Raw genomic sequence first — 26192 nt, forward strand, 5'->3', positions numbered from 1 at the left:
TCTCACGCGCACATTCCGGCGAGTTGTTCGCCGAACTCGCCACGGCATGGGAGGCTGCGCGGCAGTCCGCGCTCCGCGAGGCCCGGGGCGGGGAGCGTCGGAGGGCGGAGGGTGCCGGCAGAAAGCCCAAGCTGGTCTTCCTCGATCGGCTGCTCCCCCTGGTCCATCTGCGCCATCAGTTGCCGCATGTGGTGCTCGCCGAGCTCTTCGAGGTGGATCGCTCCACCGTCTCCGCGGCCATCCGCCAGGTCCGCCCGCTGCCGGCAGCCCGTGGTTTCGCTGTGCCCGACCGGCCCGGCCTGCGGCTGAAGACGCTGGAGGACGTCTTCGCCTATGCCGAGGCGGAGGGCGTTGAGCTGCGGCTCGACGGGGCCGAGACCCAGGTCCGCCGCCCGCAGGCCGACCGCCCTGGGCGCCGGGCGTTCGTCTCGGGCAAACGCAAGCAGAACACCATCAAGACCACCACGTTCAGCGACGGCCAAGGCCGCCTGCTGCTGTCCGGCTTGGTCCGCCCGGGCCGGATGCCCGACCAGACCGCCGTGCGGAGCGAGGGCATTGCCGAGCAGTTCCGCACCCGTCCCGGCGTGAAGGCGAAGGTCGATTCCGGCTACCTCGGGCTGGCCAAAGAGTTCCCCGGTCAGGTCAGCGCCCCAGCGAAGAAGCCCAAGGACGGGGCGTGCGACGGTGACAAGCATGCCTGGCGCGAGACACGGCGACGGCAGTCCTCGGCGAGGATCTGTGTGGAGCACACCAACGCCGAACTCCGCCAATGGGCACCCCTGCGCCGTTTCACCGGACGCCGCGATACCTACGCCGAGACCCATCTCACGGTCGCCCCACTCGTCTCCGACCGATCCGCGCAGCGGGCCACCCGCCGCCGGACGAGCACCGAACTCGTCCTCGTCCGCGACACCGTCCGCTGATCACCCACCAGCCGAACCGCCAGGCCAGCACGCCCGAAGCTCAATTTCCCCCCAGACCGTAAGGGTTGTCCCGTGAAAGATCGCGGGCGCGAGGTGGGCTACCCCATGACCTCGCGGGCCGCGTCGAGAAACGCCGACCGGTTGCCCTCCAGGTAGTCCCGCACGCTCTCACCGTCGGGCAGGCCTTGCCACACGGTCCTGTTGAGGTCGAGGAAGTGCGCGTGTGCGGCGTCATGCACGTGCTGGGGGAACTGGATACGGAGGAGCCGATCTGCGACCCACAGCCTGTTCATGACGTCCTGGGTCGTGAGGTACCAGTCGTCGGTGTCCTCCCAGTCGGACGGCCGGGTATAGGCGCATCGTTCCGCCTCTGCCGAGACCTCGATGAACCGCTCCAGCAGCGCCAGCCGTTCCGCACGCCGGGTCTCCGACAAGGAGATTCGCTGCCGTTGCTGTTCGGCACGTTCCGCTGACTGCTGAGTCCTGTGCTGGACGAGGTAGGACAACACGCCGCCGAGGACAACGCCGCCCAACGATATGAGCGACACCCAAACCTGACCTGCCATGACGAACATCCTTCCATAGCGCGGATCTTCGAGACGATCTCACCGTGGCTGGTGTGATCACGGCGTCCGAGCCGGCCTGGACAGCCCCGTTCGCCGGGCTGAGCCCACGTCAGTTCGGCCAGCTGATCAACGCGCTACGGCGCGAGGGGAGCGGATCCGGTCCGAAGGGGCCGGCCGTGGAGCGTGCCGCCGGAGGACCGGATGTTGTCGTCATCGGTGCCGATACCCGACTCGTGGTCACCGTCGGCCGACCGCTGCCCGGCAACGGCAACGACTGCAGGGCGCGGGAGCTGTCCGGTGCAAAGGCCGTCGTCGGCCGCGCCACGGTCATCGCGGACGGCGGCTACCGGCGCACCGGCCTGGTCATTCCGCACCGCCGTGAACGCGGCCAGACCGAACTGCCTGCATGGAAGGAGGAGCACAACACCTCCCACCGCAAGGTCCGCGCCCGCGTCGAGCACGTCTTCGCCCGGTTGAAGCAAATGGAAGCCGCAGCCGGGTGAAGGCCTGATGCCAGGTGCCGTTCCGCTGCCACCGGCGCAACAAGTCGCAGACCCGGCCCCACGGCCCGTACTCGACGGGCATGTCCCGCCACGGAATCCCTGTACGGACCCGGAACCGCATGCCATCGATCAACCGCCGCCGAGGCCGGACAGGTGGCCGACCCGCCTTCGTGCCCGTGCCAACAACGGCTCCGGCACCGGCCACTGTTCGTCCGTGAGATCTCCCCGACCCAGTGAATCGTGATCATCCACAGCACAAGATCCACTTTCGACACACAGCCTGGCGGACGGGCGGCTGGAACGGGGCGCCCTCCCCGTCAGACGGTCCGGCTTCCCGAGCCCGGCCGGACCGCCGCGGCCAGCGCATCGGCCAGTACGGGCGCGTCGGCGGGCTCCAGCGCCGACACCGTCACCCGCACGCCCGGCCCCGACCGCACGCGGAACCGGCTGCCCGGGGCCACCGCCCAGCCGGCCGCGAGCATCCGGGCGACCGCGCCCGCCTCGTCGACGACCGGGACCCACACGTTCAGCCCGCTGCGCCCGTGGGCCCGTACGCCGTGCCCGGCGAGTGCCGCGACCAGTGCGTCCCGCCGCTCCGCGTACGAACGGGCGACCCGTAGGGGGTCCACCGCCCCGGCGGCCCAGAGCTCGGCGACCGCGGACTGCAGCAGCCGGCTCACCCAGCCCGGTCCGAGCCGCTGCCGGCCGCGGACCCGGTCCAGGGTCACCGCGTCCCCGGTGAGCACGGCCAGCCGCAGGTCCGGCCCGTACGCCTTCGCCGTGGAGCGGACGAGCGCCCAGTGGGCCGTTGCCCCGCCGAGCGGCTGCAGGGGCGCGTCGGTGATGCCGTGCCCGTGGTCGTCCTCGATGACGAGCACCCCCGGGTGTGCGGCCAGGACGGCCCGCAGCTCCGCCGCGCGCCCGGCGGCGACGACCGCGCCGGTCGGGTTCTGCGCCCGGGCCGTGACGACCAGCGCCCGCGCCCCGAGCCGGAGCGCCTCGGCGACGGCGGCGGTCAGCGGGCCGTCGTCGTCCACCGCCACGGGCAGGACGCGCAGCCCGAGCGCCGCGACCAGGTCGAGGAGGCTGCCCCATCCCGGGTCCTCCACCGCCACGGCGTCGCCGGGCCGCAGGTGGGCGGCCAGTACGCGCTCGATCCCGTCGAGCGCCCCCGAGGTCACGGCGACCGGGCCCGCCGCGACGCCTTCGGCGTCGAGCGCGGTCCGGGCCGCCCGGGCGAGCTCGGGCAGGACCGGGTCGTCCCCGTACAGCGTCGGCCGCTGTGCGTGGCGGGCCGCCGCCGCGGCGAGCGCCGCGTCGAGCGGCGGCAGCAGCCGGACGTCCGGATTGCCGGAGGCGGCGTCGCGCACCCCCGGCGGCAGCGGTGGCTGGTCGCGCGGGGCGGTGGCGGGTCGCCCGCGGACGCGGCTGCCGCGGCGGCCGTCCGTCTCGATGACCCCGCGCTCGCGCAGGGTGCGGTAGGCGGCGGCGACCGTGTTCGGGTTGACGCCCAGCTCCCCGGCGAGTTCACGCATCGGGGGCAGCGGGGTGCCGGGCGCGAGGGCGCCGGAGGCGACGCCCTCCTCGACGGCGGCCGCGATCTCCGAGGCGCGCCGCCCACTGATCCGATATTCTCCTAGCACAAAGTCGATTATGCACTAGTGCAATGGGGTGCGCCATGACCGCCACAACCGAGACGACCGAGACGCCGACGCCGGCCGGGGCCTCCTACGAGCCCACCGACCGGACCGTCCCGAGCCGCTCGCGCGAACGGGCGCGCTACGACCGCGAGACGGTCCACGCCATCCTCGACCAGGGGTACGTCTGCCACCTCGGCTTCGTCCGGGACGGCGCCCCGGTGGTCCTGCCCACCCTGTACGGGCGCATCGGCGAGACCCTCTACGTCCACGGCTCGACGGGCTCCCGGCCGCTGCTCGCCGCGGGACGCACCGACCCCGGCCTGCCCGTCTGCGTCACCGTCACCCACGTCGACGGCCTGGTCCTGGCGCGCTCCGCGTTCCACCACTCGCTGAACTACCGCTCGGTGGTGGTGCACGGCACCGCCCGCCAGGTGACCGACGAGGACGAGCGGCGCAGGGCCCTCGACGCGCTGGTCGACCAGGTGGTGCCGGGCCGGTCGGCGGACTCCCGGCCCGCGTCCGCGAAGGAGCTCGCCGCGACGGCGGTGATCCGGCTTGACCTGGCGGAGGTCTCGGCGAAGGTGCGGACCGGCGGCCCGAACGACGACCCCGAGGACCGGGACCTGCCGTACTGGTCGGGCGTGGTCCCGGTCGCGCCGGCGTACGGGACCCCCGTCCCGGCCGCCGACCTGGCCCCCGGGATCGCCGCCCCGGCCTACCTCGCGGAGCTCTGAGCCGGTGCGGAGCCGGGCCGGGACACCGGCCCGCCCGCTCGGTCACCCCCCGCACCGCCGCCGGCGACGACGCGGTCGGCGGGCCGGCGGGCCTCCGCCGCGATCAGCGCTCCGACGGCGGCGAGCAGCAGCACCGTGCCGAGCACGACGGCGCCCGTCAGGTGCTCCCCCAGGAGCAGCACGGCGATCACGGCCGCGCTGACCGGCTCGATCAGCATGACCACCGACACGGTCGCGGCCCGTACGGCCGCCGCCCCCGTGAAGTACAGGGCGTACGCGAGGGCCGTCGGCACGACGGCCACGTACGCGAGCAGCCACAGCACCCGCCCGAGGTCGGCTGCGTGCGGCAGCAGCCCGCTCCCCTCGGCGGCCGCGAGGGGCAGCAGGCACAGCGCGCCCACTCCCGCCGACCAGGCGGTCGTCACCAGCGGGTCGCCGCCCGTCCCGCGCCGCCCGAGGAGCCGGGCCCGGAGGGTCATTCCGGCGTAGCCGGCGGCGGAGAGGAGGGCCCAGGCCACACCCGCCGGCCGGACCTCCCCGCCGCCGCTGCCGAGAACCAGCACGCCGAGGCCGGCAAGGGCCCCGAGGACCGCGAGGACGCCGCCGGTGCCGAGCCGCTCCCCCATCCAGTGGCGGGCGCCGACCGCGATGAGCACCGGCCCGGCCCCGAGGGTGACGACGGTCGCGACCGCCAGCCCGGTGTCGCGGACGGCGGCGAAGTAGGCGGCCTGGAAGAGCGTGAACAGCAGCCCGGTCCCGATCAGCGAGCCGGTCGAGGGCCGCGCGGCGGGAGCCTGGCGGGGGCGGCGGCGCACCGCGAGCACGCCGAGCAGGACGGCGAGACCGCCCGCGCAGCGCCAGAAGGTCAGGGCGAGGGGGCCGAGGTCACTGGCCAGGAAGAGCAGCGAGGCGGCCGCCCCGGCGGTGCCCCAGGCGGCGCCTGCGACGACGAGGTAGATCAGACTGCGCCCGGCAGAGGGCGTGGAATGCGACACGTGTGACTCCGTGCGGTCGTGAAGGATGAGGGGTTCCGGTCATCGCTTCGCGGGCAGCACGGCCGGGCCCGGGGACCACCCCGGGCGGGGGCGCGCGGGTGCGCGGCGGCCGCCCGCTTCAGGCGGCCGGCGGCGAAAGCACAGAGGTGTACACGCGCCCCACCCTAAGCGGCGCCCGCCCCGCGGTCCAGCAGAACCGGATCCGCATCCTCCGCCACCATGGCGCCCGCCCCCGCGGACCGGGCAGCCACCGCGGGTCCCTCGGCCCGGGGCTTCCGGGCCGACCTCGCCGACTGGGCGACGAAGGCCCCCGCAAGCACCAGCGCACCGCCCGCCACCTGCGGGGCCGAGAGGTGCTCGCCGAGCAGGATCCAGGCGAAGACGGTGGCGACGACCGCCTCCAGGCAGGCCACGACGCCGGCCACCTGCGGGGAGAGACTGCGCACGGAGACGACACCGGTCAGGTACGCGAACACGGTCGCGACCAGCACCACCCAGCCGAGCAGGACCGGGGCGGGCACCACGGTGCCCCCCATGAGGGCCTGCCCGCCGAGCACCGACCAGTCGATCTCCCAGGGGCGGGCGATCACCGTCATGACGACGGCGCCGATGAGCATCCCGTACGCGATCACCCCGAGCGGGTCGGGAACGTCGTCGCCGTCCGCGCCCTGGTCGGCGAAGACGAAGTAGAAGGCCTGGCAGCACGCGGCGGCAATGCCGAGCAGCACCCCGAGCGGGTCGAGGCTCAGCCCGGACCAGACCTCGACGACGCAGGCCAGCCCGACGACGGCGAAGGCGGCCCCGGCCGCGGCGGCCCGGGTCACCGGCTTGCGCTGGACGAAGCGGATCCAGCCGAGCAGCAGCGCCGGGCCCAGGTATTCCAGCAGCAGGGCCACGCCGACGGGGATCCGCGAGAGGGAGGCGAAGTAGAAGGCCTGGACGCCGGCGACGGCGACGAGGCCGAAGCCGGCGAGGAGCAGGGGTTTGCGGCGCAGCAGGGCGCGATGGCGCCAGGCCAGGGGGGAGAGCACCAGCGCTGCCCCGCCCACCCGCAGCCAGACCATGTGCAGCGGGTCCAGACCCGCCTCGATCAGCGGCTTCGCAGCCACTCCCGACCCACCGAACGCGAACGCCGAGACGACGGCCAGGCCGAGTCCCGCGTTCTTTCCAGACACGCGCATCCGGACATCATGACAGGGCGATGTCAGGAGCGTCAGGGGGGTGACACCTGTTGAGACGGACGCAGGACCCGTCGTGACCGGCACCATTGATTCTGACGAGCCGTCAGCATTGCGCCTTCGGCCCGCCCGGGCTACGTTCCGCCGCACGTACCCGAGGACAGGGGGTGGGCTGCATGGCCGAAGTGACCGCGCACGCAACGATCGAGGCGTCCCCGGCGAGGCTCTGGGCCCAGCTGACGGACTGGCCGGCGTACGGCCGCTGGAGCGCGACGCACACCGGCTTCCCGAAGGGCGGGCCCGCGGTCCTCGCGCTCGGCGCGACCTTCGAGGAGCACATGAAGATGATGGGCTTTCCCGCCGAGGTCGTCTGGACGGTATCGGAACTGGAGGAGGAACGCGTCCTCGCCCTCACCGGAAAGGGCCCGATGGGCGTGGACATCCTGACCCGCTACACCCTCGTCCCCGACGGCCCGGCCACCACGGTCCGGATCGACGGCGAGTTCACCGGAGCCGCCGTCTCCCTGATGGCGGGAAGGCTGAGGGACTCCGCGACCGCGGCCCTGGACGAGTCCCTGCGCAAACTCGCAGGCCTGGTCACCTGACGGAAGCCGCAGCGGACCGGCCTTTGGCGTGGGGCGGCGGCCGGCCGTACCGTCGCCGCATGCGCCTCCGAATCGTCGACGCCTTCACCGACCGCCCCTTCCGCGGCAACCCCGCCGGCGTCCTGCTCCTGGACGACGGCTTCCCGCCGGACGTCTGGCTCCGGCAGGTCGCCGCCGAGGTGAACCTGTCCGAGACCGCCTTCGCCCACCCGCTGCCGCCGGGCGGCGACGCCGACTGGGCGCTGCGCTGGTTCACCCCGACCGCGGAGGTCGACATGTGCGGCCACGCCACCCTGGCCACCGCGCACGTCCTCGCCTCGGACGGCCTCGCCGGCGGCGGCGGCCCGATCCGGTTCGGCGCACGCTGCGGCGTCCTCACCGCCGACACCTCCGGGGACGGGACGATCACGCTGGACTTCCCCACCTCGGCCCTGACCCCGGTCGAGCCGGACGCCGCCGTACGCGACGCGCTCGGCGCCGAGATCCGCTCCGTCCACGACACCTCGGAGCACATCGGGGACCTCCTCGTCGAGCTCGCCGACGAGGCCGCCGTCCGCGGACTCGCCCCCGACCTCGCCGCGCTGCGCGCCTACGCCCGCCGCGGGGTCGTCGTCACCGCGCCCGCCGAGGACCCCTCCCGCGGGTACGACTTCGTCTCGCGGGGCTTCTTCCCCGCGTTCGGCATCGACGAGGACCCCGTGACGGGCAGCGCCCACACCGCCCTCGCCCCGTTCTGGGCCGCCCGCCTGGGCCGCACCCGGCTGACCGGCCTCCAGGGCGGCGCCCGCCAGGGCCTCGTCCGCGTCACCCTCGCCGGCGGGCGCACCCTCTTGGCCGGGCACGCGGTCACCGTCGTCGACGGCGAGCTCCTCGCCCGCCCCTGACGGCCCGGACCGCTACGCGGGGGTGGGCAGCCAGCCGACCTTGCCGGCGAGCAGCGCGTACCCGCCGAACGCCACGATGTCGAGCAGGGAGTGCGCGACGACCAGCGGCCCGACCCGCCCCCACCGCCGGTACAGGAGGACGAACACGGCGCCCATCACCATGTTCCCGACGAACCCGCCGATGCCCTGGTAGAGGTGGTACGAGCCGCGCAGCGCCGAGCTGGCGGCGAGCGCGCCCCACGGCGACCAGCCCAGCCGGTCCAGCCGGCGCAGCAGGTAGGCCAGCACGATGACCTCCTCCACCACGGCGTTCTGCACCGCGGAGAGGATCAGGACGGGGAACTTCCACCACACGTCGGGCAGCGCCTCCGGCTGCACGGTGAGGTTGAACCCGCCCGCCTGCGCGGCCAGGTAGAACGCCAGCCCCGCGCTGCCGATCCCGGCGGCGACCAGCGCCCCGCGGGCCAGGTCGCCGCCTGGCCGGGTCCGGTCGAAGCCGAGGACGCGGAGCCCCGGCACCCCTTCGCGGGTGAGCAGGTGGGCGACGAGCAGCACCGGCACGAGGGCCGTGGTGATGCCGAACAGCTGCCAGGCCAGATCCAGCCAGGGCCGGCCCGGCGCGTACGAGCCGTTCAGGGTGGCGGCCTGGTCCTTCAGGGCGCCGGGCCTGGTCAGCGCGCCGATGAAGCTGATCAGCGACGAGACGGCGCTCGCCCCGAGGGACAGGGCGAGCACCAGCAGCGTCTCGGTCCGCAGCATCCGCCGCAGCCCGTCCTCCTGCAGCGTTCCGACCACCGGCTCCGGCTGCGCCCGCACGTGAGTCTCCCGTTCCGCCCTGTGCTTCCGACGACCCCATAGTGCCTCCTCGGGGGCGCGGCGGGATCACCCGAGGCTCGGCGGAACGGCAGCGCCGGCGGGCGGCGGCTCAGCCCCGCTGCGCCGGGACCGGGGCCCGCGGCTCCTCCTCCACGAGCCCGACGGGCCAGGTGTGCACGGGGTCGCCCCTGTGCATCAGCTCGCTGTAGCGGCGGGTGATCGCGGCCAGCGCCGCGTCGCGGTCCATCCCGGCCGCGAGGGCCCGGTGGTAGGTGTCCACCTGCCAGGTTGCCCCGTTCACCCGCCGCCGGCAGCGCTCCTCGATGATGCCGAGGTAGTGGTCGCGGTCGGCGGGCTCGATGCCCCAGGCGTCCAGCCCTGCCGCGGCCATCGGCAGGAGCTCGTCCAGGACGAGCCGTACGGCGGGCACGGCCGCCAGGCCCGCGCCGCGGCCGCGCCGCGGCCACCGCAGGCGCGCGTCGATCCCGTACCGGCAGGCCGCGTCGAAGTTGGCCTCCGCCTCGGCGAACGGCAGCCGCGTCCACACCGGCCGCTGCTCGTCCGCGAGGGTCCGTACGAGCCCGTAGTAGAAGGCGGCGTTCGCGACGACGTCGGCGACGGTCGGGCCGGCCGGCAGGACGCGGTTCTCCACGCGCAGGTGGGGCACCCCGTCCACGACCCCGTAGACGGGCCGGTTCCAGCGGTACACGGTCCCGTTGTGCAGGACGAGTTCCTGCAGGCCCGGCACCCCGCCCTCGGCGAGGACCCGCAGCGGCTCCTCCGCGTCGCAGATGGGCAGCAGCGCCGGGAAGTAGCGGACGTTCTCCGCGAAGAGCTCGTGGACGGACTCCACCCACCGCTCCCCGAACCAGGTACGCGGCCGGACGCCCTGCGCCTGGAGCTCGGGCGGCCGGGTGTCGGTGGCCTGCGTGAACAGCGGCGGCCGCGACTCGCGCCACAGCTCGTGGCCGAAGAGGAACGGCGAGTTGGCGCCGACGGCTATCTGGACCGCGGTCGCGGCCTGCGCGGCGTTCCACACGTCCGCGAACCGGCCCGGCGTCACCTGCAGGTGCAGCTGGACGGAGGTGCAGGCCGCCTCCGGCACGATCGACCCAGTGCTCCAGACCAGGTGCTCCACCCCGTCGATGTCGAGGAGGAAGTCCTCCCCGCGCAGCATCAGGATCTGCTCGTTCAGCAGCGAGTAGCGGTCCACCGCGGAGAGGTTGGCGGTGACGAGGTCGGAGCGGGCGAGGGTGGGCAGGATGCCGATCATCACGACCCCGGCGTCCATGTCCGCCGCCTGCCGGTGCGCGTACCCGAGGCCCGCGCTCAGCTCCTCGGCGAGCTGGTCGAATACCCGGCCGCCGAGCCGGTGCGGGAGGACGTTCACCTCCAGGTTGAACATTCCCAGTTCCGTTTGGAAATCCTGGCTCGCAATGCGCTCGAGAACCTGCGCATTCACCATGCGCGGCATCCCGTCGGACCCCGCGAGATTCAGCTCGATCTCCAGTCCCATCATGTTCCTGGGACGGTCGAACCTCTTCTCCGCCAAGAGCCGCTCCAGCCCCTCCAGGCACTCGTGGAGCTTCCTCCGGTACCGCCGTCGATCGGACAGGTCGAATCCGCCCGCCACGACCTTCTCCCCCATCGGAGCGTCCCTCCTCGAGTGGGCGCCGCCCGGGTCCCGGGCGCACGTGTACGGTCGATGATGCCCCGGAGGCGTGATCGATAACGCGGCGGCGGCAGCCGGGCGGGAGGCGTGCGCCGGATTGGCCGAAGGGCGCCATGGCACATTCGCCTGGCAAGGCACTGTATGCAAATTCCGCATCGTCTTTGCCGGTTGCGGTTAATCGGCGCTTTCCAGCCGAGCCCCCGTCCGGTAACCTCCGAGGTCAGCGCGACGTGTTCGCGCGCAGGCGGCATGAATGCCATCTCAGTGGGACCGGTAAGCGCCTTGCCGGCAATAGCCCGGACGGCTAGCCGAAACACTGTGTGAACACATGTCGTATAAACTCCGCAAACGAGGCAGAGAGTTGGCGCGCGGCCATTGCCCCTCAGCCCCCCTCTGACCCCAGAATGCGACAGCGCCGTCCCCGCACCCCGCCCCGATCCACAGGTCTCCCAACCGAGAGGCGACCCACCATGCCGCTGCATGTCCCCCCGGCTCCCGCGCCCGCCCTGCGCAGCGTCCTCGCGGCACTCGGTTCCCCCGCAGCCGTCGCGGCGGGAACCCCCGCCCTGCGCGCCCAGCAGGGTCCGCTGACCGCCGAACTGCCGCTGCCCGTCCACGTGCTGGACCGGCTCGGCGTCTCCCAGCCGGGCACGCCGGCCCGCCCGCCGCGGACCCGGCTCGTCGGGTGGCGCTTCCTGATCCGCGGCGGCGACCGGCACATCGCCGCGGCGGACGTCCGGCTCACCGCGGACGGCTGGGCCTTCTCGCACTTCTTCGAGGGCCCGTACGTCGCCGCCACGGAACGGGCCCTGCGCCAGGCGGAGTCGCTGGGCAAGGGCTACCAGCCCCGGCTGCTGTCGGTGCCGGAGCTGTACATGCTGACGCTGTGGCTGCACGGGGCGGTCGGCGCCGACGCATCCTCGGGCCTGCCGGCCGCCTCCGACCTGCTGGTCCCGCTCGCGCCCGCCCCTCCGGGGATCGCCGCCTACCGGCCGCACCCGGTGTCGGAGCTGCTGCCGGTGATGATCCACCGGCTGACCCCGCCGGCCCCGCCCGTACGCCCCCCACTGGCCACTCCGGCCGCTCCGGCCGCCTGACGGAGCCGGCCCCGGCCCGTATGGCCCATTCGGCCTAGCCCAGCCGGGCCACCTGCGAACCATCCGGATTGACAGGGGAGTTGGGCTGAACCGCCCGCACGAGTGATGCGTCATCAATCTGTGAGGACAGCTCCCGGAAATCCCTGCGGACTCGAGTCCGTGGGGCAACACTGGGACCCTGACCGCATCTAGTCGTCGACAACGGGGGGCGGCCATGAACCAGGTATCGAGCCGCAGCACACAGACCACACCGCAGCGAAAGAACGCATCCATGTGCCAGCACCAGCCAGCGTGCCCGTCAGCCGACTCCGCCGACCGGGAGGCCGCCAAGCCCGTGGCGAACCACCCGGAGCAGGGCTGGAGCCTGCTGTGCAACGGCGTCCTGCTCTTCGAGGACACCGGTGAGCTGCTGCCGGACGGCCAGATCATCGCCCCGCACCGCCCGCTCGCGGCGGCGCAGGCCGCGGCCTAGCCGGAACGGCGCGGATCAGCACGGAACCGACGGTAGACGGCCGGCCCGGGAGCGTCGCTCCCGGGCCGGCCTTTGTGTCAGGTCCGCGCGACCCCGGGCCGGGGCCGCGCGGGCGGGTGCCTCAGTTGTCGTACTCGTCCAGCGGAGGGCAGGAGCAGACGAGGTTGCGGTCGCCGAAGGCGCCGTCGATGCGGCGCACCGGCGGCCAGTACTTCTCCGCGGCGGTGACGCCGCCGGGGAAGACGGCCTCGTCGCGGGTGTACGGGTGGTTCCACTCGCCGCCCAGCGCCGCCGCGGTGTGCGGGGCGTTGGCGAGCGGGTTGTCGCCGGCCGGCCACTCGCCGGAGGCGACCTTCTCGATCTCGGCGCGGATCGCGATCATGGCGTCGCAGAACCGGTCGATCTCGGCGAGGTCCTCGGACTCGGTCGGCTCGATCATCAGCGTGCCGGCCACCGGGAAGGACATGGTCGGCGCGTGGAAGCCGTAGTCGATCAGGCGCTTGGCGATGTCGTCGACGCTGACGCCGGTCGCCTTCGACAGCGGCCGCAGGTCGATGATGCACTCGTGCGCGACCAGGTTGCCCGGGCCGGTGTAGAGGACCGGGAAGTGCGGCTCCAGGCGCTTGGCGATGTAGTTCGCACCGAGCACCGCGACCTGCGTGGCCCGCTTGAGGCCCTCGCCGCCCATGAGGCGCACGTACGACCAGGAGATCGGCAGGATGCCGGCCGAGCCCCACGGGGCGGCCGAGATCGGGCCGACGCCCGTCTCGGGGCCGGCGGTGGGCTGCAGCGGGTGGTTCGGCAGGTAGGGGGCGAGGTGGGCGCGGACGCCGACCGGGCCGACGCCGGGGCCGCCGCCGCCGTGCGGGATGCAGAACGTCTTGTGCAGGTTCAGGTGCGAGACGTCGCCGCCGAAGTGGCCCGGCTTGGCGAGGCCGACGAGGGCGTTGAGGTTGGCGCCGTCGACGTAGACCTGGCCGCCGGCCTCGTGGACCTGGGCGCAGATGTCGGCGACGTGCTCCTCGAAGACGCCGTGCGTCGACGGGTAGGTGATCATCAGCACGGCGAGCTCGTCGCGGTACTGCTCGATCTTGGCGCGCAGGTCTTCGGTGTCGACCTCGCCGTCGTCGGCGGTCTTGACGACGACGACCTTCATGCCGGCCATCACGGCGCTGGCGGCGTTGGTGCCGTGCGCGGAGGAAGGGATGAGGCAGACCGTGCGCTGCTCGTCGCCGTTGGCGCGGTGGTAGGCGCGGACGGCGAGGAGCCCGGCGAGCTCGCCCTGGGAGCCGGCGTTCGGCTGGATGGAGACCTTGTCGTAGCCGGTGACCTCGGAGAGACGTTCCTCCAGCTCGCGGATGAGCGTGAGGTAGCCCTCGGCCTGCTCGACCGGGGCGAACGGGTGCAGCTGGCCGAACTCGGGCCAGGTCACCGGCTCCATCTCGGTGGTCGCGTTGAGCTTCATGGTGCAGGAGCCCAGCGGGATCATGCCGCGGTCCAGCGCGTAGTCCTTGTCGGCGAGCTTGCGCAGGTAGCGCAGCATCGCGGTCTCGGAGCGGTGCTGGTGGAAGACCGGGTGGGTCAGGTACGCGTCCGAGCGGAGCAGTTCCCCGGGCAGCGCGTCGGCGGTGGCGGCGTCGAGGGCCTCGATGTCCGCGGTGACGCCGAAGGCGGCCCAGACGGCCTCGACGTGGGCGCGCAGGGTGGTCTCGTCGCAGGACACGGAGACGTGGTCGGCGTCGGCCTGGAAGACGTTGACGCCGTGGCGGCGGGCGGCGGCGGCGACCTCGGCGGCCTTGCCGGGGACCCGCGCGGTGAGCGTGTCGAAGAAGGAGCCGTGGAGGAGCTCGACCCCGCCGGCCCGGAGGCCGGCGGCGAGCAGCGCCGCGTAGCGGTGGGTGCGGCGGGCGATCGTCCGCAGGCCCTCGGGGCCGTGGTAGACGGCGTACATGCCGGCCATGACGGCGAGCAGCACCTGTGCGGTGCAGATGTTGCTCGTGGCCTTCTCGCGGCGGATGTGCTGCTCGCGGGTCTGCAGCGCCAGGCGGTAGGCCTTGTTGCCGTCGGCGTCGACGGAGACGCCGACGAGGCGGCCGGGCAGCGAGCGGGCGTGCTTGTCCTGGACGGCCATGTAGCCGGCGTGGGGTCCGCCGAAGCCCATCGGGACGCCGAAGCGCTGCGTGGTGCCGACGGCGATGTCGGCGCCCAGCGAGCCGGGCGAGGCCAGCAGGGTCAGGGCGAGCAGGTCGGCGGCGACGGCGACGATCGCGCCGAGCTCGTGGGCCCGGTCGATGAGCGGCTTGATGTCGCGGACGGCGCCGGAGGCACCCGGGTACTGGAGCAGCACGCCGAAGACACCGCGCTCGGCGATCTCGGCGGGGATGCCCTCGGAGAGGTCGGCGACGACGACGTCGATGCCGATCGGCTCCGCACGGGTCTCGATGACCGCGATGGTCTGCGGCAGCGCGTCGGCGTCTACGAGGAAGACGCTGCCCTTGGCGCGGCCGACGCGGCGGGCGAGGGTCATGGCCTCGGCGGCCGCGGTGCCCTCGTCGAGGAGCGAGGCGCCGGAGGTCGGCAGGCCGGTCAGCTCGGCGACGACGGTCTGGAAGTTCAGGAGCGCCTCCAGGCGGCCCTGGGAGATCTCGGGCTGGTACGGGGTGTACGCCGTGTACCAGGCGGGGTTCTCCATGACGTTGCGCAGGATCACCGGCGGGGTGAACGTCCCGTAGTAGCCGAGGCCGATCATCGGGGCGAGGACCTCGTTGCGGGCGGCGAGGCTCCGCAGCTCGGCCAGCACCTCGGCCTCGGTCCGCGCCTCGGGGAGGTCCAGCGCGGCCGCGCTCTTGATCACATCCGGCACCGCGGCAGCGGTCAGTTCGTCCAGCGAGCCGAAGCCCACGTGGGCGAGCATCTTGGCCTGCGCCTCGGCGTCCGGGCCGATGTGGCGCTGCTCGAAGGGAATGCCTCGCTCCAGCTGGGAGAGCGGAATGCGGTTGGCGGTCATGTACGGAGGCCTCCTGGGTCGTACGACCTGCGAGGGGCACCACGGCGCGGGCGCCCGGACGGCCTCCCCCTCTGTCATCTCAACCTGAGAGCTTCACCGGGCCCCTGCGGACTGCTCCGCGGGGATCCGGCTTTCACCGTCGGTGAGGAGGGGGAACCGGCACGCGCCCGGGACCCGCTCCTGCTTTCCAGAGTGGCCTCGTCCGTGCGGTACGTATGCCTGAGAGATTCCGGGGAGGATTTGCTCCTTCGGCGCCTCCGTCGAGCTCGGTGGAGGACTCTCCCGCACAGGGTCGTCAGCCGATACCCAGCCTACCAGCGCGCTTCCCGGGCCTCCTTCGAGTGGCCCCCCACCCGGAAATGCCCTTTTGTTGTCATAGCGGAGACTTGCGACCTCGTGGAGGTGACCGTGCAGACCGACATCGACCCGCGCTCCCTGATCGGCCGCAAGGCGTTCGACCGCAACGGCGCGAAGATCGGCACCGTCGACGAGGTCTACCTCGACGACGCGACGGGCGTCCCCGAGTGGGCGGCCGTCCGGACCGGTTTGTTCAGCCGGGACGCTTTCGTCCCCCTGGAGCCGAGCGAGGTGGTCGACGACATCCTCCGGGTCCCCTTCGAGCGCTCCCTGATCAGGAACGCCCCCGACTTCGGCGTGGGTCGGCACCTCTCGCCCGAGCAGGAGCTCCAGCTGTACCACCACTACGGCTTGGACGTGACCCTGCCGTCGGAGATCGCGTTCCGGCGTGATGTCGGCCACCTGGCCCCCGGCGACCGGGACGAGGAGTAGCCCTTACGGGGTGCCCGGCCCGGATCCGGCCCCCTCGGCGGTCTCCGCGGAGGGGGCTTCGCCGTGCCCCACGAGGGGCAGCGGGTCGGCGGGGGCCAGGTCCGGGTCGTCGACGCGGAAGGTGCGGACCCGGCCCGGCGCGGATCCCGGCTGCTCGAAACGTACGGTCACGCGGCCGACGCCGCTGCCCTGCACCCAGCCCGGCCCGTACACGGCGTGCGAGACGTCGCTCCCGGCGGGCCAGTGCCGCTCGTGGGCGGGCTCGGCCGCCCGGTCCGCACCGGCGGCCCCAGGGCCCTCGGAAGCCGCTTCCGACCCTCCCGCCCCCTCGGCACCGGCGGCCGGCTGTACGGCCCCCTGCACACCGGGGCCGGCGCCCTCCGCCCCGGCCGCCGCGCCGGCGAGGGACTGCGCGAAGAGGTCCTCCTGGGTGTAGTCCGCCAGCCCGCTGACCCCGACGCCGAGCAGCCGCACCCCGCCGGTGGTGTCCACGCCCTCCAGCAGGCGCGCCGCCGCCTCCCGCACCACCGCCGGGTCGTCGGTGGGCCCGCGCAGCGTCTCGGAGCGCGTCAGCGTCGAGAAGTCGTACCGGCGCACCTTCAGCACGATCGTCCGCCCCGAGTGCCCGGATGCGCGCAGCCGCCCGACGCACCGGTCGGCGAGCCGCTGCACCTCCGTCCGGATCCGGACCCGGTCGTGCAGGTCCACGTCGAAGGTGTCCTCGACGGACACCGACTTCGCGTCGCGCTCGGCGACCACCGGACGGTCGTCCAGCCCCAGGGCCATCCGGTACAGGCCCACGCCGTGCGCACGCCCCACGAGCCGTACGAGCTCGTCCTCGCCGGCCTCGGCCAGCTCTCCGACCGTGGTGATCCCGGCCCGCCGCAGGTGCTCCCCGGTGGCCGGGCCGACCCCCGGCAGCGTGCGCACCGGCATCGGGGCGAGCAGCGCACGCTCGGTGCCCGGCTCGATCAGCAGCAGCCCGTCCGGCTTGGCCTCCTCCGAGGCCACCTTCGCCAGCATCTTGGAGCCGGCCAGCCCCACCGACCCGCTGAGGCCGGTCGCAGCCGCGATGTCCGCGCGCAGCCGCTCCCCCGCCGCCCGCGCGGAGGCGGCGTCCCAGGCGGTACCACCCGCCTCCAGGTCGACGAAGGCCTCGTCCAGGCTGAGCGGCTCCACCAGCGGCGACAGCTCCCGCAGCAGCCCCATGACGGTGTCGCTGACCGCCCGGTACAGGCTGAAGCGGGGCACCAGGTAGGCGCCGTTCGGGCAGAGGCGCCTGGCCTGCGCCGTCGGCATGGCCGAGTGGACCCCGAAGCGGCGCGCCTCGTACGAGGCGGTGGCGACGACCCCTCGGGGGCCGAGCCCGCCGACGATCACGGCCTTCCCGCGCAGGCTGGGCTTCGACGCCTGCTCCACGGAGGCGTAGAAGGCGTCCATGTCCAGGTGCAGGATGGTCGGCGCGGATCTCACGGCCCCGATGCTGCCCTATGCCTCTGACAAGGCGGCGGCCGGCGTGCGGCGGTCAGCCCGCCCGGTTGCGGCGCGCGGCCAGCTCGTCCGCGGGGTTGTGGCCGACGACGGTCTCGCCGGTGTCGACCCGCTCTCCGTGCAGCTGGGACAGCGCCTTCTCCACGTCGTGCCAGACGACGCCCACGGCGATGCCGAAGACGCCCCGGCCGCCCTGGAGCAGGCTGACGACCTGCTCGGGCGAGGTGCACTCGTAGACGGTGGCGCCGTCGCTCATGAGCGTCACGCGCTCGAGGTCGGAGAAGCCGCGCTCCCGCAGGTGCTGCACGGCGTTGCGGATGTTCTGCAGTGCCACGCCCGTGTCGAGGAACCGCTTCACGATCTTCAGGACGACGACATCGCGGAAGCTGTAGAGCCGCTGCGTCCCGGATCCGTACGCGGGCCGCACCGTCGGCTCCACCAGCCCGGTGCGGGCCCAGTAGTCGAGCTGCCGGTAGGTGATCCCGGCCGCCGCGCAGGCGGTCGGGCCGCGGTAGCCGACGACCTCGGCCGCCGGGGGCGCCGCCGGCGCGGTGCCCGGCGTGGTCTCCGGCTGACGGTGGGCGGAGCCCGCCGCACTGCCGTGGAGCGGGTACGGCCCAGCGTCACTCCGTGCGGGGATGCCCCCGGTCGTACCGTCGCCCGTGATCCTCACGCCGACCCTCCGTCCTTGCCTGCCCCCTCGAAGGTAGGCAGTCGCCCGGGGTGCGTCAACGATCGCCACACTCGGCACGCCGAGTGATAATCACCCTGAGAGTGGTTTCCCGTGCCCCAAGGCCGGGAATGAGTGCCCGAATGGGCTGCCGGCTCCCCGATTCAGGGAACCGCCCTTTCAGTGCGGCCCCGTGCCGAAGTCCTCCGGAGAGATCTGGTCGAGGAACTCGCGGAACTTCTCCACCTCGTCCTCCTGCTCGTCCGGAATGGCGATTCCGGCGTCGTCCAGCACGCCGTCGCTGCCGAAGATCGGCGTACCGGTCCGCAGGGCCAGCGCTATCGCGTCGGACGGGCGGGCACTGACCTCGACCCCGCTGGCGAAGACCAGCTCCGCGTAGAAGACGCCCTCCCGCAGATCCGTGATCCGGACCTCGGTGAGCTCCTCACCGAGCGCCTCCAGCACGTCCTTGAACAGGTCGTGCGTCAGCGGACGGGCGGGAGCCATCCCCTGCTGCGCGAAGGCGATCGCGGTCGCCTCCCCCGGTCCGATCCAGATGGGGAGGTACCGGTCGCCTCCCACTTCACGCAGGAGCACGATCGGTTGGTTCGAGGGCATTTCCACCCGGACACCCACAACGTCGAGCTCGTTCACACAGCAACCCTAGGACCTGCCCGGCAGGTTTGGGTAGTCGGGCCCGTCCGGTCAGTGCAGCCGCACCCCGAGGGCGCTCTGCACCAGGGCCTCGTGGAGCCGTACGGACAGCCCCGCCAGCTCCTTCACGGTGGCCTCCGCGTGCGCCCGGGTCTGCGGGTTGCGGTGGCGGCGCAGCGGTGCCACCACCTGCTCCACCAGGCCCGCCTCCCGGTCCGCGGCGGCCTTCAGCGCCCGCAGGTGCCTCGGCTCCAGCCCGAACCGCCCCAGGTCGGCGAGCAGGCGGGCCACCGTGAGCGCATCCTGGTCGAAGCCCCCGCCGGGGTCCTCGGCGAGCAGCCCGTACGCCTCCCAGGCGGCCAGCTGCTCCTCGTCCGCCTCGACGGCGGCCATCAGCTCGGCACGCCCCACGCGGGCGGGGGCCGCCGGCTCTGCGCCGGCGGCGGCCTGCGGCGGCGCCGCGTCCGCAGACTCCCCGTGGGCCGTGGGTGCGGGGATGCGGATCTGGTCGCCGCGGTCGATCGCGTCCAGCTGTTCGCGGATGACCTTCAGCGGCAGGTAGTGGTCGCGCTGGAGCCGCAGGACGCGGGCCAGCCGCTCCACGTCGGCCGTGCTGAACTTGCGGTATCCGGAGGGGGTGCGCCGGGGCTCGACGAGCCCCTCCGCCTCCAGGAAGCGGATCTTCGAGATGGTGACTTCGGGGAACTCGTCCCGCAGCATCGTGATCACCGAGCCGATGCTCACGAGCCGGTCGGCCTGGCCTGCGGAGCCGTTCGCGGCACCGCCCGTCGGAGTGCGCAGCATGGAACCTTCCCTGGGGATCCCCGGAGCGCCGTCCGGGGGCGGCGGGTGCCGGCCCCGGACGGCGCCAGGGGGTGTCAGGCGCCCCGCAGGCTCGCGTAGAAGACCAGCCGGTACTTGCCGATCTGGACCTCGTCGCCGTTGTGCAGCGGCACCGAGTCGATGGGCTCGCGGTTGACGTACGTGCCGTTGAGGCTGCCGACGTCGGCGACGGTGAAACCGCCGTCCTGGCTCCTGCGGAACTCGACATGCCGCCGGGAGACCGTGACGTCGTCCAGGAAGATGTCGCTCTGCGGGTGCCGGCCCGCCGTGGTCAGCTCACCGTCCAGCAGGAAGCGGCTCCCGGAGTTGGGGCCCCGCCGCACGATGAGCAGCGCGGAACCCGGCGGCAGCGCTTCCACCGCGGCCTGGGCCTCGGGGGACAGCGACGACGACACGTGCTGTTGTCCCGACACCTCGGCCTCGTAGGCCTCGAGGCCCGAGATGGAGATCGTGGACGTGGTCTCCGAGGCGCGCTCCGGCGTCAGACCCGCCCGCAGCGGCGCCCCGCAGTTGGAGCAGAACCGGCTGGCCGCATCGCTGCGGTGCCCGCACCTGCTGCAGACCTGCTCGGCCGACATGGACGGCTCCTCGTGCCGCGGCTGCCCCGCGGAGGCGTTGGTGGCATACGGGTCGGGAGCAAACCCTCCACCCGTACTCGAGGTTGATGCGTCACCGAAACCTATGCGGGCGGTACCGGCAGGGTCAACAGACGACGCGCCGGGCGCGCCCGGAACCTCGCCCGCGCCCGCGACCTCGTCACGGAAGAGCGGCCGGTCCGCCGGCGCCTGCGCCTCCCCCCGGCCCGCGCGGTGCTGCGCCGCACCGTCTTCCTCGCGCTTCTTCTTTCCGAACAACTTCTCAAACAACTTCACGGGCGATTCCCCTTGAACGAAACAGACCCGCCCGTGGGGCAGGACGAACTCCGAATGCACACACCTGCCGACCCGGACATCCTCACAACGTCCGCAACCACCAGACAGTTTCCACCACGCACCACGAGTTCGGTGCGCCGACCCCCCGCAGGCGGAAGCCCGCGTGAGCCGTCGGCCCCCCGTCCTGCGTCACGACGATGACGACCGAGCGTAGTCAGGCTGCTTCGCAGCCCGCAAGGCATCCACAACGATCTTCGCCGACCGTGTGACGGCCACGGTGGCTTGTTCCTTTTCCAGCGTCTGCACGACCCCGCCCGGGATGTTGAGCGCCGGTTCGAGGTCCTGGGGCTTGCCGATGACCTTGAACTCGTAGGGTTGTGCGATCTTCTTACCGTCGATGGCGATCCCCCCGCCCTCGTCCGAGAAGTACGAGCCCGCGACGACCCTCACCCCGTTGATCTGGATCGCCTCGGCGCCGGCCGCCCGCAGCTCCTGGAGGGTGTCCAGCAGCTGGTCGGACTGGACCTGGCCCTTCGGGTCGGTGATCCGCAGGGTGATGCCGGGGCCCTGCGCCGCCACCGTACCGGCCAGGATGCCCAGTTGGCGCTCCTTCTCCACCGTCTGCCGACGCGCCTCCTCGGCCTGGTTGGAGCTGTTCTCGAGCTCGCGCCGCTGGTCTTCCAGCTGCTGCTTCTCGTCCTCCAGGCGCTGCGTCCGCCCGTCGAGCTCGTCGAGGATCCGGACGAGGTCCTCCTGCCGGGCGCCGCGCAGCGCACCGGAGTCGCTGTTGGAGCGCACCTGGATGGCCAGTCCGAGGCCGAGGACGAACAGCAGCAGGGCCACGATCAGTTGGGCCCGGCTGAACCGCGGCGGCCACAGCCCGGCCGCGAGCCGCTGTCGGCCCGCCCCGTCGGGGCCGCCTGACCGCCCGGCGCCGGCCGGCTGCGCAGGGGTTTCCGGCTGCCCGGGCGTCTCCGGTGGTGCGGGGGCCGTGTCGCGGGGCTGCGGGGCCGGCTCGTCCTGCTTCGGCGGGAGGGGGGCCTTCGGCTCCTCGGGCGGGGTGTCGTTCGTGCTCATCGGCCTCACGCCCGGAAGACGTGGCGGCGGATGGCCGCGGCGTTGGAGAAGATGCGGATGCCGAGGACGACGACCACGCCGGTGGACAGCTGCGAGCCGACGCCCAGCTTGTCGCCGAGGAAGACGATGAGCGCGGCGACGACCACGTTCGACAGGAACGACACCACGAAGACCTTGTCGTCGAAGATCCCGTCCAGCATCGCGCGGAGGCCGCCGAACACCGCGTCGAGCGCCGCGACGACGGCGATCGGCAGATACGGCTCGACGACGGCCGGCACTTCGGGCCGGACCAGCAGTCCGACCACCACTCCGGCCAGCAGGCCCAGTACCGCGATCACGATGCACCCTTCTTCGGCTCTTCTGCTGCTGTGGCTGTCCGTACGGTCAGGCTGGACGCGGCGGGCAGCCGTACCTCGTCCGCGGGGGACATCGTGTACCGGATGCCGTAGCTCTCCTGGAGCACGCGCAGGTACTGGCCGTCCACGGAGTCCTGGAACGCGGCCGGGAGCCGCTTCTTGTCGCCCACCGCGAGCACCTCGTACGGCGGGACCAGTGGCCGGTTGTCGACCAGTATCGCGTCGCCGGCCGCGCGGATCGCCGACAGGGCGGTCAGCCGCTGCCCGTTGATGGAGACGGCTTCGGCTCCGGCCTGCCAGAGCCCGTTTACGATCCGCTGCATGTCGCGGTCCCGCAGCCGGCCGGTGTCGGAGAACCCGCTGTTCTCGCGCGGCTTGCCCCCGGCCGCGGAGGAGGATCCCTTGGCGTCGTCGACGGTGAGCTTGAGCCCGGGTCCGCGGACTTCGGTGGCGCCGGAGAGCAGGGCCGTCCGCTGCCCCTGGTCGCCGCCGTGCTGCTTGAGCGCCTCGCGCTGCCGTCCGGCGACGGCGCCCCGCAGCCGCTCGATGTCGCGTTCGAGGCCGTCGGCCCGGTCGTCCGCGCGGTGGACGCGGTCGATGAGCTCCTGGCGCTCCTTGGCGAGGACGGGCGCGGACATCTGGGTGCGGGCCGCGCCGAGCGTGACGACCGCGGCCGTGAGCACGAGTCCGGCGGCCAGTACGAGCTTGGCCTTGACGGTGCGGGGCAGGCCGGCGGTGCCGTCCGCCCGGCGGCGGGCCGCCGCCTCCGCGTAGCCCTCGTCGAGGCTGTGGTCCATCACGTGCGTCAGCAGCGACATGGACGCGTCCGGGCGCGCGGGCGGTACCGGCGCCGGTCCGCGGTGGGGTGGCGGCTGCGACATGCCGCTCATCGTCGCACGTCGGCGGCGCCGGTACCGAATGCGCCCGACGGGTGGACGTGCGGCCCGGCCCGCCGCGGCGGCGTTGCCGCTGCGGCGGGCCGGGCCGGTGGTCCGGGCCGGGTGGTCCGGTCAGCGTCCGGCGCCGTCGACCACGTCCGCCCATTCGTCGAGCAGGGCCTGGGCGGAGGCGTCGTCGGGCCCTTCCGCCCACAGGTGTGTGACGGCTTCGGCCGGGTCGGGCAGGACGAGCGCCCACCGGCCGTCGGCCTCGACGACCCGCACGCCGTCCGTGGTGTCCACCTGGCGGTCTCCGGCCGCCTCGACGACGCGCCTCATGACGAGCCCCTTGACGGCCCAGGGGGTGGGCACGTCGCGCTTGAGGACGTGGGCTCGCGGTATCCGCGCGTCGATCTGGCTCAGGGTGAGCTGCGTCCGCGCGACCAACCCGATGAGCTGCACGAACGCGGCCGATCCGTCGAAGACGCTGCTGAACTCGGGGACGATGTACCCGCCCCGGCCGTCCCCGCCGAAGATCGTGTTCTCGGCCCGGCCGACGCGCGTCAGGTCGTCGGGCGAGGTCGTCGTCCATTCCACCTGGGTGCCGTGGTAGGCGGCGACCTGTTCGGCGATGCGCGTGGTGGTGACGGGCAGCGCCACCTTGCCGCTGCGCTTCTCGGCGGCGACGAGGTCGAGGAGGACGAGCAGGGCCCGGTCGTCCTCGATGATCCGGCCGCGTTCGTCGACGAGGGAGATCCGCTCGCCGACGGGGTCGAACCGGACACCGAAGGCGGCCCGCGCGGAGGCGACGATCTCGCCGAGCCGGACGAGTCCGGCCCTGCGGGATTCGGGGGTTTCCGTCGGCCGGGATTCGTCGAGGCCGGGGTTGATGGTGAGGGCGTCCACTTCGAGCCGGCCCAGCAGGCTGGGCAGGACGAGGCCGGCGCTGCCGTTGGACGCGTCGATGACGACCTTGAGTCCGGAGTCGGCGATGCCGGTGGTGTCGACGCGCCGCAGCAGGGATCCGGTGTAGGAGTCGAAGATGCTGGACGGGAACTGGAGGTCGCCGATCTCGCCGGGGAAGGCGCGCCGGTATTCCTGGCGGGCGAAGACCCGGTCGAGTTTGCGCTGCTGGGCCTGGGAGAGGTCCGCTCCGCGCTCGTCGAGGAACATGATGTCGACGGAGTCGGGGACACCGGGCGAGGTCCGCAGCATGATCCCGCCGGCGCTGCCGCGGGCGGTCTGCTGCCGTGCGACCGGCAGCGGCACGTTCTCCAGGTCGCGGACGTCGATGGCGCTGGCCTGGAGTGCGGAGATCACTGCCCGTTTGAGCGCGCGGGCGCCGCGCGAGTGGTCACGGGCGGTGGTGACGATCGCGCCCTTCTTGAGGGTCGTCGCGTACGCGCCGGCGAGTCGGACGACGAGTTCGGGGGTGATCTCGACGTTGAGGATGCCGCTGACGCCACGGGCCCCGAAGAGGTGGGCCTGCCCGCGCGACTCCCAGATGACGGAGGTGTTGACGAAGGCGCCGGCCTCGATCGTCTTGAAGGGGTAGACGCGGACGTTGCCCTGGACGATGGATTCCTCGCCGACGAGGCATTCGTCGCCGATGACGGCGCCGTCTTCGATCCGGGCGGCCCGCATGATGTCGGTGTTCTTGCCGACGACGCAGCCGCGCAGGTTGCTGTGGGGGCCGATGTAGACGTTGTCGTGGACGACGGTCTTGTGCAGGAAGGCGCCGCTCTTGACGACGACGTTGGATCCGACGACCGTGTGCTCGCGGATCTCGGCCCCGGCTTCGACCTTGGCGTAGTCGCCGATGTAGAGCGGGCCGCGCAGGACGGCGTCGGGGCTGACTTCGGCTCCTTCGGCGATCCACACGCCGGGCGAGATCTCGAAGCCGTCCATGTCGATCTGGACCTTGCCTTCGAGGACGTCGGCCTGGGCCTTGACGTAGCTCTCGTGGGTGCCGACGTCCTCCCAGTAGCCCTCGGCCACGTAGCCGTAGATGGGCCGGCCTTCCTTCATCAGCTGCGGGAAGACGTCGCCGGACCAGTCGACGGGGACGTCGGCTTCGACGTAGTCGAAGACCTCCGGCTCCATGACGTAGATGCCGGTGTTGACGGTGTCGGAGAACACCTGCCCCCAGGTCGGCTTCTCCAGGAAGCGCTCGACCTTTCCCTCCTCGTCGACGATGGTGATGCCGAATTCGAGGGGGTTGGGCACCCGGGTCAGGCACACCGTGACGAGTGCGCCTTTCTCCTTGTGGAAGCGGATGAGGTCGGTGAGGTCGAAGTCGGTGAGGGCGTCCCCGGAAATGACGAGGAATGCGTCGTCCTTCAGCGCCTCCTCGGCGTTCTTCACGCTGCCGGCGGTGCCGAGTGGCTTCTCCTCATTGGCATAGGTGAGCTCCATTCCGAGCTCTTCGCCGTCACCGAAGTAGTTCTTGACGAGCGACGCCAGGAACTGGACGGTGACCACGGTTTCGTTCAGCCCATGCCGCTTGAGCAGCCTGAGCACATGCTCCATGATCGGCCGGTTGGCCACCGGCAGGAGCGGCTTCGGCATGCTCGAGGTCATCGGGCGAAGGCGTGTGCCTTCGCCGCCGGCCATCACGACGGCCTTCATGTCGGAAGGGTCCTCCTCGGGAGACGACGTTCCAACCGGTCTCGTCCCTCCCGTACGGCTGCGTCGCGACCGTCCGCGTCGCGGCCTGCGCGGGGGGATTCAATCGGCCGTGGTGTCCGCCTTGACGATCCGGCGGACCTGCACCACGTAAAGGATTCCTGCCCACCAATAGAGGGTTGTACCCCATCCGGCGAACGCCCATCCGAAAACTGCCCCCATCCAGGCCAACCAGCCCGTGCCGTCACTGAGGAGGAGGAGCGGGAAGGCGTACATGAGGTTGAACGTCGCGGCCTTGCCGAGGAAGTTGACCTGGGGCGGCGGATAGCCGTGCCGGCGCAGGACGCCGACCATCACGAGCAGCACGAGGTCGCGGGCCAGCAGGGCTGCGGTGAGCCACAGCGGCAGGATGTCCCGATAGGTCAGTCCGAAGAGCGTGGAGAGGATGTACAGGCGGTCCGCGGCCGGATCCAGGAGCCGGCCGAGGCTGCTGATCTGATTCCACCGGCGCGCGAGCTTCCCGTCGAGGTAGTCCGTGATGCCGCTCAGCATGAGCACGACCAGCGCCCAGAGGTCGTACTCTGCCAGGATCAGCCAGAGGAACAGCGGCACGCCGGCGAGCCGAGCCATGCTCAGGATGTTCGGAATGGTGAAAATTCGGTCCGTCTGAACCCGAGTCTCCTGGACCTCCACCCGGGGGCCTCCACTGTTGCCGTTGAACGTACGAACGATGCCACCCGACCCTACAGGAATCGGCACTGCCCGCTGAACGCAGGAAAGCCCCGCACCAGAGCTGGTGCGGGGCTAACCCACAATGATTGTTCGGCGGCGTCCTACTCTCCCAC

At 72.6% G+C, this 26192-nt stretch carries 25 protein-coding genes, 1 pseudogene and 2 riboswitches; of the genes and pseudogenes, 8 read left to right on the forward strand and 18 right to left on the reverse strand.

Annotated features, from left to right (window positions below):
* Positions 1 to 23: 23 nt before the first annotated feature.
* A complete protein-coding gene (locus IE170_RS25815; protein ID WP_223856585.1) occupies positions 24 to 923 on the forward strand; it encodes a transposase family protein in 900 nt (299 codons plus the stop codon).
* A 98-nt stretch (positions 924 to 1021) separates the two neighbouring features.
* On the opposite strand, the gene IE170_RS25820 is transcribed toward IE170_RS25815, so the two are convergent.
* Entirely contained in the window at positions 1022 to 1498 is a 477-nt protein-coding gene (locus IE170_RS25820; protein ID WP_189811826.1) for a hypothetical protein, read from the reverse strand.
* Between the two features lie 35 nt (positions 1499 to 1533).
* Here IE170_RS25820 and IE170_RS25825 point away from each other — a divergent pair.
* Positions 1534 to 1968: pseudogene (locus IE170_RS25825) on the forward strand (transposase); the annotation flags it as partial.
* Here the strand turns inward: IE170_RS25825 and IE170_RS32895 are convergent.
* A complete protein-coding gene (locus IE170_RS32895; RefSeq protein ID WP_229885160.1) occupies positions 1853 to 2113 on the reverse strand; it encodes a transposase in 261 nt (86 codons plus the stop codon). The pseudogene IE170_RS25825 and the gene IE170_RS32895 overlap by 116 nt on opposite strands.
* Before the next feature lie 196 nt (positions 2114 to 2309).
* On the reverse strand, positions 2310 to 3635 hold the full coding sequence (locus tag IE170_RS25835; protein WP_189811827.1) for an aminotransferase class I/II-fold pyridoxal phosphate-dependent enzyme: 1326 nt from the start codon (positions 3633 to 3635) through the stop codon (positions 2310 to 2312).
* A gap of 35 nt (positions 3636 to 3670) precedes the next feature.
* Between IE170_RS25835 and IE170_RS25840 the strand changes: the two genes are divergently transcribed.
* On the forward strand, positions 3671 to 4366 hold the full coding sequence (locus tag IE170_RS25840; protein ID WP_189811828.1) for a pyridoxamine 5'-phosphate oxidase family protein: 696 nt from the start codon (positions 3671 to 3673) through the stop codon (positions 4364 to 4366).
* Here IE170_RS25840 and IE170_RS25845 read toward each other — a convergent pair.
* The gene (locus tag IE170_RS25845; RefSeq protein ID WP_189811829.1) at positions 4348 to 5361 is read right to left on the reverse strand and encodes a DMT family transporter; all 1014 of its coding nucleotides are present in this window, start codon (positions 5359 to 5361) and stop codon (positions 4348 to 4350) included. The two genes, IE170_RS25840 and IE170_RS25845, sit on opposite strands and share 19 nt — an antisense overlap.
* Positions 5362 to 5525: 164 nt before the next feature.
* On the reverse strand, positions 5526 to 6542 hold the full coding sequence (locus IE170_RS25850) for an EamA family transporter (protein ID WP_189811830.1): 1017 nt from the start codon (positions 6540 to 6542) through the stop codon (positions 5526 to 5528).
* A gap of 173 nt (positions 6543 to 6715) precedes the next feature.
* Here IE170_RS25850 and IE170_RS25855 point away from each other — a divergent pair, with 173 nt between their 5' ends.
* A complete protein-coding gene (locus tag IE170_RS25855) occupies positions 6716 to 7144 on the forward strand; it encodes a type II toxin-antitoxin system Rv0910 family toxin (RefSeq protein WP_189811831.1) in 429 nt (142 codons plus the stop codon).
* Between the two features lie 59 nt (positions 7145 to 7203).
* Positions 7204 to 8028 carry a PhzF family phenazine biosynthesis protein gene (locus tag IE170_RS25860; RefSeq protein ID WP_189811832.1) on the forward strand — a complete coding sequence of 275 codons (825 nt, stop codon included), beginning with the start codon at positions 7204 to 7206 and terminating at the stop codon, positions 8026 to 8028.
* A 12-nt stretch (positions 8029 to 8040) separates the two neighbouring features.
* Here IE170_RS25860 and IE170_RS25865 read toward each other — a convergent pair whose 3' ends face one another.
* On the reverse strand, positions 8041 to 8787 hold the full coding sequence (locus tag IE170_RS25865) for a CPBP family intramembrane glutamic endopeptidase (protein ID WP_189811860.1): 747 nt from the start codon (positions 8785 to 8787) through the stop codon (positions 8041 to 8043).
* 166 nt (positions 8788 to 8953) lie between these two features.
* Complete coding sequence (locus IE170_RS25870) at positions 8954 to 10492, reverse strand: glutamate-cysteine ligase family protein (RefSeq protein WP_189811833.1); 1539 nt, start codon at positions 10490 to 10492, stop codon at positions 8954 to 8956.
* Between the two features lie 494 nt (positions 10493 to 10986).
* Between IE170_RS25870 and IE170_RS25875 the strand changes: the two genes are divergently transcribed.
* Together IE170_RS25875 and IE170_RS25880 are read left to right on the forward strand one after the other, a co-directional pair.
* The gene (locus IE170_RS25875; protein ID WP_189811834.1) at positions 10987 to 11613 is read left to right on the forward strand and encodes a hypothetical protein; all 627 of its coding nucleotides are present in this window, start codon (positions 10987 to 10989) and stop codon (positions 11611 to 11613) included.
* 271 nt (positions 11614 to 11884) lie between these two features.
* The gene (locus IE170_RS25880) at positions 11885 to 12085 is read left to right on the forward strand and encodes a DUF5999 family protein (RefSeq protein ID WP_281277949.1); all 201 of its coding nucleotides are present in this window, start codon (positions 11885 to 11887) and stop codon (positions 12083 to 12085) included.
* Positions 12086 to 12206: 121 nt separating this feature from the next.
* Here IE170_RS25880 and gcvP read toward each other — a convergent pair whose 3' ends face one another.
* Positions 12207 to 15092, reverse strand: a complete 2886-nt coding sequence (gene gcvP / locus IE170_RS25885) for an aminomethyl-transferring glycine dehydrogenase (protein WP_189811835.1) — start codon at positions 15090 to 15092, stop codon at positions 12207 to 12209.
* Positions 15093 to 15153: 61 nt separating this feature from the next.
* A riboswitch (glycine riboswitch) is annotated at positions 15154 to 15289 on the reverse strand.
* A riboswitch (glycine riboswitch) is annotated at positions 15290 to 15387 on the reverse strand.
* Between the two features lie 113 nt (positions 15388 to 15500).
* Between gcvP and IE170_RS25890 the strand changes: the two genes are divergently transcribed.
* Positions 15501 to 15881: a PRC-barrel domain-containing protein gene (locus tag IE170_RS25890; protein ID WP_229885156.1), complete on the forward strand. Its 381-nt coding sequence runs from the start codon at positions 15501 to 15503 to the stop codon at positions 15879 to 15881.
* Positions 15882 to 15884: 3 nt separating this feature from the next.
* Here the strand turns inward: IE170_RS25890 and IE170_RS25895 are convergent, their stop codons facing one another.
* From IE170_RS25895 to clsA, 10 genes are all read right to left on the reverse strand, one after another.
* Positions 15885 to 17354 (reverse strand): DNA polymerase IV, encoded by a 1470-nt coding sequence (locus IE170_RS25895; protein WP_189811836.1) that lies wholly within the window; start codon positions 17352 to 17354, stop codon positions 15885 to 15887.
* A 52-nt stretch (positions 17355 to 17406) separates the two neighbouring features.
* Positions 17407 to 18045, reverse strand: coding sequence for a MerR family transcriptional regulator (locus tag IE170_RS25900; RefSeq protein ID WP_189811837.1), 639 nt, complete (start codon positions 18043 to 18045; stop codon positions 17407 to 17409).
* Positions 18046 to 18222: 177 nt separating this feature from the next.
* A complete protein-coding gene (locus tag IE170_RS25905) occupies positions 18223 to 18696 on the reverse strand; it encodes a bifunctional nuclease family protein (protein ID WP_114056665.1) in 474 nt (157 codons plus the stop codon).
* A 51-nt stretch (positions 18697 to 18747) separates the two neighbouring features.
* Complete coding sequence (gene ftsR / locus IE170_RS25910) at positions 18748 to 19500, reverse strand: transcriptional regulator FtsR (protein ID WP_189811838.1); 753 nt, start codon at positions 19498 to 19500, stop codon at positions 18748 to 18750.
* Between the two features lie 74 nt (positions 19501 to 19574).
* The gene (locus IE170_RS32900; protein ID WP_223856611.1) at positions 19575 to 20519 is read right to left on the reverse strand and encodes an FHA domain-containing protein; all 945 of its coding nucleotides are present in this window, start codon (positions 20517 to 20519) and stop codon (positions 19575 to 19577) included.
* 81 nt (positions 20520 to 20600) lie between these two features.
* Positions 20601 to 21488, reverse strand: coding sequence for a DUF881 domain-containing protein (locus IE170_RS25920; RefSeq protein ID WP_189811839.1), 888 nt, complete (start codon positions 21486 to 21488; stop codon positions 20601 to 20603).
* 5 nt (positions 21489 to 21493) lie between these two features.
* Positions 21494 to 21826: a small basic family protein gene (locus IE170_RS25925; protein WP_114056669.1), complete on the reverse strand. Its 333-nt coding sequence runs from the start codon at positions 21824 to 21826 to the stop codon at positions 21494 to 21496.
* Complete coding sequence (locus IE170_RS25930; RefSeq protein ID WP_189811840.1) at positions 21823 to 22734, reverse strand: DUF881 domain-containing protein; 912 nt, start codon at positions 22732 to 22734, stop codon at positions 21823 to 21825. Before IE170_RS25930 ends, IE170_RS25925 begins: the two co-directional genes overlap by 4 nt.
* Positions 22735 to 22854: 120 nt before the next feature.
* Positions 22855 to 25350 (reverse strand): mannose-1-phosphate guanyltransferase, encoded by a 2496-nt coding sequence (locus tag IE170_RS25935; protein WP_189811841.1) that lies wholly within the window; start codon positions 25348 to 25350, stop codon positions 22855 to 22857.
* 99 nt (positions 25351 to 25449) lie between these two features.
* Positions 25450 to 26040, reverse strand: coding sequence for a cardiolipin synthase ClsA (clsA, locus tag IE170_RS25940; protein ID WP_189811842.1), 591 nt, complete (start codon positions 26038 to 26040; stop codon positions 25450 to 25452).
* Between the last annotated feature and the right edge of the window lie 152 nt (positions 26041 to 26192).

This window comes from Streptomyces toxytricini, assembly GCF_014649915.1.
Classification (GTDB): Bacteria; Actinomycetota; Actinomycetes; order Streptomycetales; family Streptomycetaceae; genus Streptomyces; species Streptomyces toxytricini.

Bases quoted from the DNA above. Each gene is read 5' to 3' on its own strand.
- IE170_RS25865 (WP_189811860.1), bottom strand. From the start codon at position 8,787: ATGCTGCGGACCGAGACGCTGCTGGTGCTCGCCCTGTCCCTCGGGGCG.
- IE170_RS25875 (WP_189811834.1), top strand. From the start codon at position 10,987: ATGCCGCTGCATGTCCCCCCGGCTCCCGCGCCCGCCCTGCGCAGCGTC.
- ftsR (WP_189811838.1), bottom strand. From the start codon at position 19,500: ATGCTGCGCACTCCGACGGGCGGTGCCGCGAACGGCTCCGCAGGCCAG.
- IE170_RS25840 (WP_189811828.1), top strand. From the start codon at position 3,671: ATGACCGCCACAACCGAGACGACCGAGACGCCGACGCCGGCCGGGGCC.
- IE170_RS25850 (WP_189811830.1), bottom strand. From the start codon at position 6,542: ATGCGCGTGTCTGGAAAGAACGCGGGACTCGGCCTGGCCGTCGTCTCG.
- IE170_RS25855 (WP_189811831.1), top strand. From the start codon at position 6,716: ATGGCCGAAGTGACCGCGCACGCAACGATCGAGGCGTCCCCGGCGAGG.
- IE170_RS25860 (WP_189811832.1), top strand. From the start codon at position 7,204: ATGCGCCTCCGAATCGTCGACGCCTTCACCGACCGCCCCTTCCGCGGC.
- IE170_RS25820 (WP_189811826.1), bottom strand. From the start codon at position 1,498: ATGTTCGTCATGGCAGGTCAGGTTTGGGTGTCGCTCATATCGTTGGGC.
- IE170_RS25880 (WP_281277949.1), top strand. From the start codon at position 11,885: ATGTGCCAGCACCAGCCAGCGTGCCCGTCAGCCGACTCCGCCGACCGG.
- IE170_RS32895 (WP_229885160.1), bottom strand. From the start codon at position 2,113: ATGCGGTTCCGGGTCCGTACAGGGATTCCGTGGCGGGACATGCCCGTC.
- IE170_RS25935 (WP_189811841.1), bottom strand. From the start codon at position 25,350: ATGAAGGCCGTCGTGATGGCCGGCGGCGAAGGCACACGCCTTCGCCCG.
- IE170_RS25920 (WP_189811839.1), bottom strand. From the start codon at position 21,488: ATGAGCACGAACGACACCCCGCCCGAGGAGCCGAAGGCCCCCCTCCCG.
- gcvP (WP_189811835.1), bottom strand. From the start codon at position 15,092: ATGACCGCCAACCGCATTCCGCTCTCCCAGCTGGAGCGAGGCATTCCC.
- IE170_RS25930 (WP_189811840.1), bottom strand. From the start codon at position 22,734: ATGAGCGGCATGTCGCAGCCGCCACCCCACCGCGGACCGGCGCCGGTA.
- IE170_RS25870 (WP_189811833.1), bottom strand. From the start codon at position 10,492: ATGGGGGAGAAGGTCGTGGCGGGCGGATTCGACCTGTCCGATCGACGG.